General features: G+C 46.4%; 5 protein-coding genes. 4 read left to right on the top strand and 1 reads right to left on the bottom strand.

Annotated features, from left to right (window positions below; translation table 11 throughout):
- The coding region (locus IH879_19860) for a hypothetical protein (protein ID MCH7677184.1) at window positions 1-562 on the bottom strand (562 nt) is incomplete at its 3' end.
- Window positions 563-941: 379 nt separating this feature from the next.
- Between IH879_19860 and IH879_19855 the strand changes: the two genes are divergently transcribed.
- Genes IH879_19855 through IH879_19840 form a run of 4 tightly spaced genes read left to right on the top strand, consistent with a single transcriptional unit; the run spans window position 942 to window position 4,542 of the window.
- The gene (locus tag IH879_19855; protein ID MCH7677183.1) at window positions 942-2,894 is read left to right on the top strand and encodes an oligopeptide transporter, OPT family; all 1,953 of its coding nucleotides are present in this window, start codon (window positions 942-944) and stop codon (window positions 2,892-2,894) included.
- A 45-nt stretch (window positions 2,895-2,939) separates the two neighbouring features.
- On the top strand, window positions 2,940-3,095 hold the full coding sequence (locus IH879_19850) for a hypothetical protein (protein MCH7677182.1): 156 nt from the start codon (window positions 2,940-2,942) through the stop codon (window positions 3,093-3,095).
- The gene (locus IH879_19845) at window positions 3,092-4,057 is read left to right on the top strand and encodes a hypothetical protein (GenBank protein ID MCH7677181.1); all 966 of its coding nucleotides are present in this window, start codon (window positions 3,092-3,094) and stop codon (window positions 4,055-4,057) included. The genes IH879_19850 and IH879_19845 overlap by 4 nt, the downstream gene beginning before the upstream one ends.
- The gene (locus tag IH879_19840) at window positions 4,036-4,542 is read left to right on the top strand and encodes a hypothetical protein (protein ID MCH7677180.1); all 507 of its coding nucleotides are present in this window, start codon (window positions 4,036-4,038) and stop codon (window positions 4,540-4,542) included. The genes IH879_19845 and IH879_19840 overlap by 22 nt, the downstream gene beginning before the upstream one ends.
- The last annotated feature ends 285 nt before the right edge of the window (window positions 4,543-4,827 follow it).

Raw genomic sequence — 4,827 nt, 5'->3', positions numbered from 1 at the left:
GGCACCAATTTCTCGAAATATAATCATTTGCGACAGTTAATATCCGTTGATCTTCACCGTTCCACGGACCTATGAATTGTTTTGTATCTACCCCATGATGAATTACTACGCCGTTAGATTCATCAAAATCCCAAGCCTTACGAGAATAATCAGAAATGAAAATATTAACATCGGCTTTCATGTTAGTAAAAACTTGTTTGCGTTTATCTGTCCAATCTCCACATATAGTATGTTCTAATGAAATCATAGGGCATTGAAACACAGATTGCACTTGACTAAATACTTGTAATTGTGAAAATTTATTTTGACTTAATATCAAATCAAATTGTATGTCTGTTTTTAATTGATCTTCTTCTCCAGAAAGTAAAACATGATTATCTGGCAAAGGTGCATGATGCGTTTTCCAATCTACAAAAGTTTCATGTTGCATAAGATAAAAATTATGTCCAGTTTTTGCTAAGTTTGATTGATATCTCTCATGTGTTGGTGCGGATAATATATTTAAGGGTTCATTTAGATCTCTATTGATTGATCTCATTATTGCTGATAATTGAGTGGCCATAATTCAATAATCCTCCGGAAAATTTAATAAATATTTATTTTAGTCTTTTATAATCAAAAATTAAAAACAGGTTTCTTAAATATATTTATTGGATTGAAATAGAAATATTACATAATTTATTTTTTGATATGGTTAAAAATCGACCAATTGAACGAGTCTTAGGTAAATACTCAACCTGAACCAATAGGGCTTTCGGCGGGTTTTAAACGGCCTCATCTGCGATGAGATGCTTTTTTTTGATTACCCATCAATTCCTGCTAATCATTTCATAAAACTGAGGTTATAAATTTCGAAAAAAAGCGCTTGCTTTTTTAACCCAAATGGTTTATCATTTCTAAACAATCCTTAACATTTCCCCACAAACTGAAAGAGCAAACCCATGAAAGACGGATTAAGCAAAAAAGCTTATGAACCGATCCCTGAAGGTGAAGAGTTCGAACCATTTGTCCCCGCTTCGGAGAGTCCCCTTGAGTTTACTTTAAAATCTGTTGTGGCTGGCATTTTCTTCGGCATTCTTTTCGGCGCGGCTAACGCATATTTGGGTTTGCGTTCCGGACTTACCATTTCTACCTCTATTCCGGTCGCGGTGATGACGGTCGCGGCGTTCAAGGCTTTGCAAGCGATGGGCCGCAAGAGCAACATTCTCGAAGCCAATATGTCCCAAACTATCGGGTCGGCATCGAGTTCGGTGGCCAGCGGCGTCATTTTTACTTTGCCGGCTTTGTTTCTCTGGGGCCTTGATCCCACCCTGGTGCAAATGACTTTACTGGCGATGTTTGGCGGACTTCTGGGCGTTCTTTTTATGATTCCTCTGCGGCGGTTTCTCATTCAAAAAGAACACGGACATCTTCCTTATCCGGAAGGAACTGCCTGCGCCGAAGTGCTGGTTGCCAGTGAAAGCGGCGGCGGCCGGGCTAAGAACGTCTTCATTGGCCTCGGGCTTGGCATGCTTTTGAAAACCCTGACAGGCTGGATTCGGGTTATCCGTGATGACGTTCATTTTGATGTGCCTTTTCTAAAAAAAGGTCAGGTTGGCTTCGATATTTCTGCCGCGCTTTTCGGGGTCGGTTATATTCTTGGTCCGCGGATCGCGGCAATTATGGTTGGCGGCGGTTTGCTTTCCTGGTTGGTGATTATTCCGGTAATCGCTTACTGGGGTGAAGGGCGCCTGACACCGCTTTATCCGGAGACCTCGATGTTAATCCCTGATATGAGTCCGGGATTAATCTGGACCAGATATATTCGCTACATTGGAGCCGGGGCGGTTGCAACCGGCGGCATTATTACGCTGATCAAAAATATCCCGACCATGATAGAGAGCTTTCGAATCGGGGCACAGCAACTGAAAGCCCGCCTTGAAAACAGCGGGGTTCAGATACCAAGGACTGCGCAGGATTTACCGCTCTCCGTTGTCGGCATTGGCGCGGCGATCATCGTGGCTGCCATGGCAATTGTACCGCATGTTTTTGGAAACCTTGATTCATTTGCCGTTCGTCTGGTTGGCGCAATTCTGGTGGCCATCTTTGCATTTTTCTTTGTCACTGTTTCATCCCGGATTGTTGGACTCGTGGGCGTGACCTCAAATCCAACCAGCGGCATGACCATTGCTTCATTGCTGGCGACTTCATCTATTTTTCTTTTTTTGGGATGGACCGACGATATCGGCAAAGTAGCTGCCTTGACTATCGGTTGTGTGGTTGCAATCGCGGCCTCAATTGCCGGAGATACCTCGCAAGATCTGAAAACCGGATTTTTGTTAGGAGCGACGCCACGCAGACAGCAGATTGGGGAATTGGTCGGTGTTTTAACTTCGGCGACATTTGTCTGTTTAGCGGTCATGCTGCTTGATAAAGCCTACGGCTTTGGCACGGAAGAGCTACCCGCACCCCAGGCAACCCTCATGAAAGTTGTCATTGAAGGTGTGCTGCAAAATTCCCTGCCCTGGATTCTAGTTGGCATTGGGGTTGTCATTGCTCTCGCCTGTGAGCTGTTCCGAATACCGAGCCTGCCTTTTGCTGTAGGAGTTTATCTGCCTCTGAGTACGTTCACACCCCTGTTTCTAGGTGGTTTATTAAGAATGTTTCTGGAGAAAAAAGCCTCCTCTCCAGAGGAAGCTTCCTCGCGACGCGAAAAAGGGGTCTTGCTTGGTTCCGGCCTGGTAGGCGGCGAAGGTCTTTTGGGGATCGGCATCGCTGCGGTTGCTTTTACTCAAGGCAGCGCGCCGAAAGGATTTGGGTTTGATTGGGCAGGCGCCGCCGCTCCGTTTGTGGCATTTGCGGTATTTGTAGTTTTGATGCTTGTGTTTTACCGGAGTTGTGTTGAAAGGAAATGATGGGTAACATCCCGTGGCTTAGCAATTTTGGGGATTCTTGTTTTAGTGATTCTTCACAACAACTGGTGGAGCTGGGATCCTGATTTCACTATGGTCTTCGGAAGATTCCCCATTGACCTTGTTTATCGCGTCCTTTGGGTCGCAGCTGCAACGGGTGTACTCTGGCTCGTGATGCGAAGTTGGTGGGGCAAGGCTGAATGAGCTCTCTCGTTCTCCTCACAGTTTTTACCCTTTACCTTCTCACTTTAGTTATTATCGGGTGGTTTAGTTTTCGCAGGGGCGTGGGGTCTGCCGAAGATTATTTTATGGCCGGGCGCAGTTTCGGAACGCTTGTACTTTTTATGTCTTTGTTCGGCACCAACGTCACGGCTTTTGCGCTTGTCGGCATGCCGGGAATTTCCTACCACGCGGGGATAGGGGCATTCGGTTTCTTTGGCGCAGTTGCTGCTTTTGTTACCCCGCTGTGCTTTATTTTAATGGGCTACCCGATTTGGGTACTCGGCAAACGCCACGGTTACATGACTCAGCCGCACATGTTCAGCGATCGCTGGCAGTCTCCGGCGGTGGGCTATCTTCTTTTTGCTGTACTCATTTTTTATACCATTCCTTATTTGATAATCGGTTTGATGGGCGGGGGAATTACTATAGAAGCGATTAGCGGGGGTGTAGTACCCTATGCCTTAGCCGCCGGAATTGTCGCCGTGGTAACGCTTCTGTACACGAGTTTAGGCGGCATGCGCGGTACTGCCTGGACGAATGTCTTTCAAGCCTCAATATTTTTGCTGTTTTTAGGGGTTGCTTGTTGGGGGATTGCAACGAAGTTGGGCGGTTTTCAAGTGCTTAATGAGCGTCTTGTCAATGAAGCCCCGCACTTGTTAGGCAAACAGCATCCTCGCCTGGCCCCCGGAATTTGGGCCACCGGGTTTTTAATTGGACCCTTCAGCGTTATTGCCTTTCCACATATCTTTATGCGCCTGATGACAGCCGGCAGCGCGAAGGCGCTGAAACGAACCATTTTTCTCTATCCGCCGGCGCTGGTTTTGCTTTATATCCCCATCACTTTGATTGGCGTTTGGGGCGCTTTGGATATGCCCGGTCTGATTGGCAAAGAATCGGTAAGATTTTACCTTTGTTGGTGGAAATGCATCTGCCAATCTGGTTGAGCGCCGTCGGGCTTGCTGCTATTCTCGCCGCAGTCATGTCAAGTTTGGACGGCCAGATTTTGACGATTTCCACAATGGTGGCAGGAGATATTTTCGGCAGAAAAGAGCACAAGGCCGCGCCAAAAGTCGGCAGGACGGTTGTGATCTTTCTTGCACTCGTGGCTTTTGTGGTCTCGCTATTTCGCCCTGCGGGAATCTTTGATATTTCGGTTTATGCTTTTAGCGGCTACACATTGATTGTACCGGTGATGGCTTTTGGTCTCTTCTGGAAACGATCGACTGCGGCGGGAGTGTTAGTGGGAAGTATTGTCGGGCATGGTTTATTGGCTGCTTACTACCTGGGTTTCAAATTTTCTACCTTGGGAACCTTCCCCGTTCTCTGGTGCCTGATTATTGAGTCGGTTGTAATAGTGCTTGTCTCACTGGTAACCTCACCACCGCCGAACGAGGTTGTTGCGCGGTTTGATAATCCGTTTGGAAGGTAACGGTTGAAAGAGTGTGATCTGGAAATAAAAAGAGGCTGTCTAAAAAATGTGCAAAAGAGACGTCTTTGCGAGCGTTTTTTTCGAAGCAATCTGCTCTGCAAGCATGAGATTGCTTCATCCCGAATAGAAACGAGGGAATTGCAACGACGTTTCTTGGCTTTTTAGACAGCCTCTTCGTTTCACTGCTATTTTCTGAAATCTAATTATTCGAACAATGCTCCTTAAACGCTTCCATCAACCGACCGGCTACTTGCTCGGCATTATGATTTTCAATTTGATGCCGCT

This window comes from candidate division KSB1 bacterium, assembly GCA_022562085.1.
GTDB lineage: Bacteria > Zhuqueibacterota > Zhuqueibacteria > Oceanimicrobiales > Oceanimicrobiaceae > Oceanimicrobium.
The sequence above is the reverse complement of the archived record's forward strand: the minus strand, read 5'-3'. Positions and strand labels throughout refer to the sequence as shown.

Coding starts and splice junctions, on each gene's coding strand:
- IH879_19855 (MCH7677183.1), top strand. CDS start 942: ATGAAAGACGGATTAAGCAAAAAAGCTTATGAACCGATCCCTGAAGGT.
- IH879_19845 (MCH7677181.1), top strand. CDS start 3,092: ATGAGCTCTCTCGTTCTCCTCACAGTTTTTACCCTTTACCTTCTCACT.
- IH879_19840 (MCH7677180.1), top strand. CDS start 4,036: ATGCATCTGCCAATCTGGTTGAGCGCCGTCGGGCTTGCTGCTATTCTC.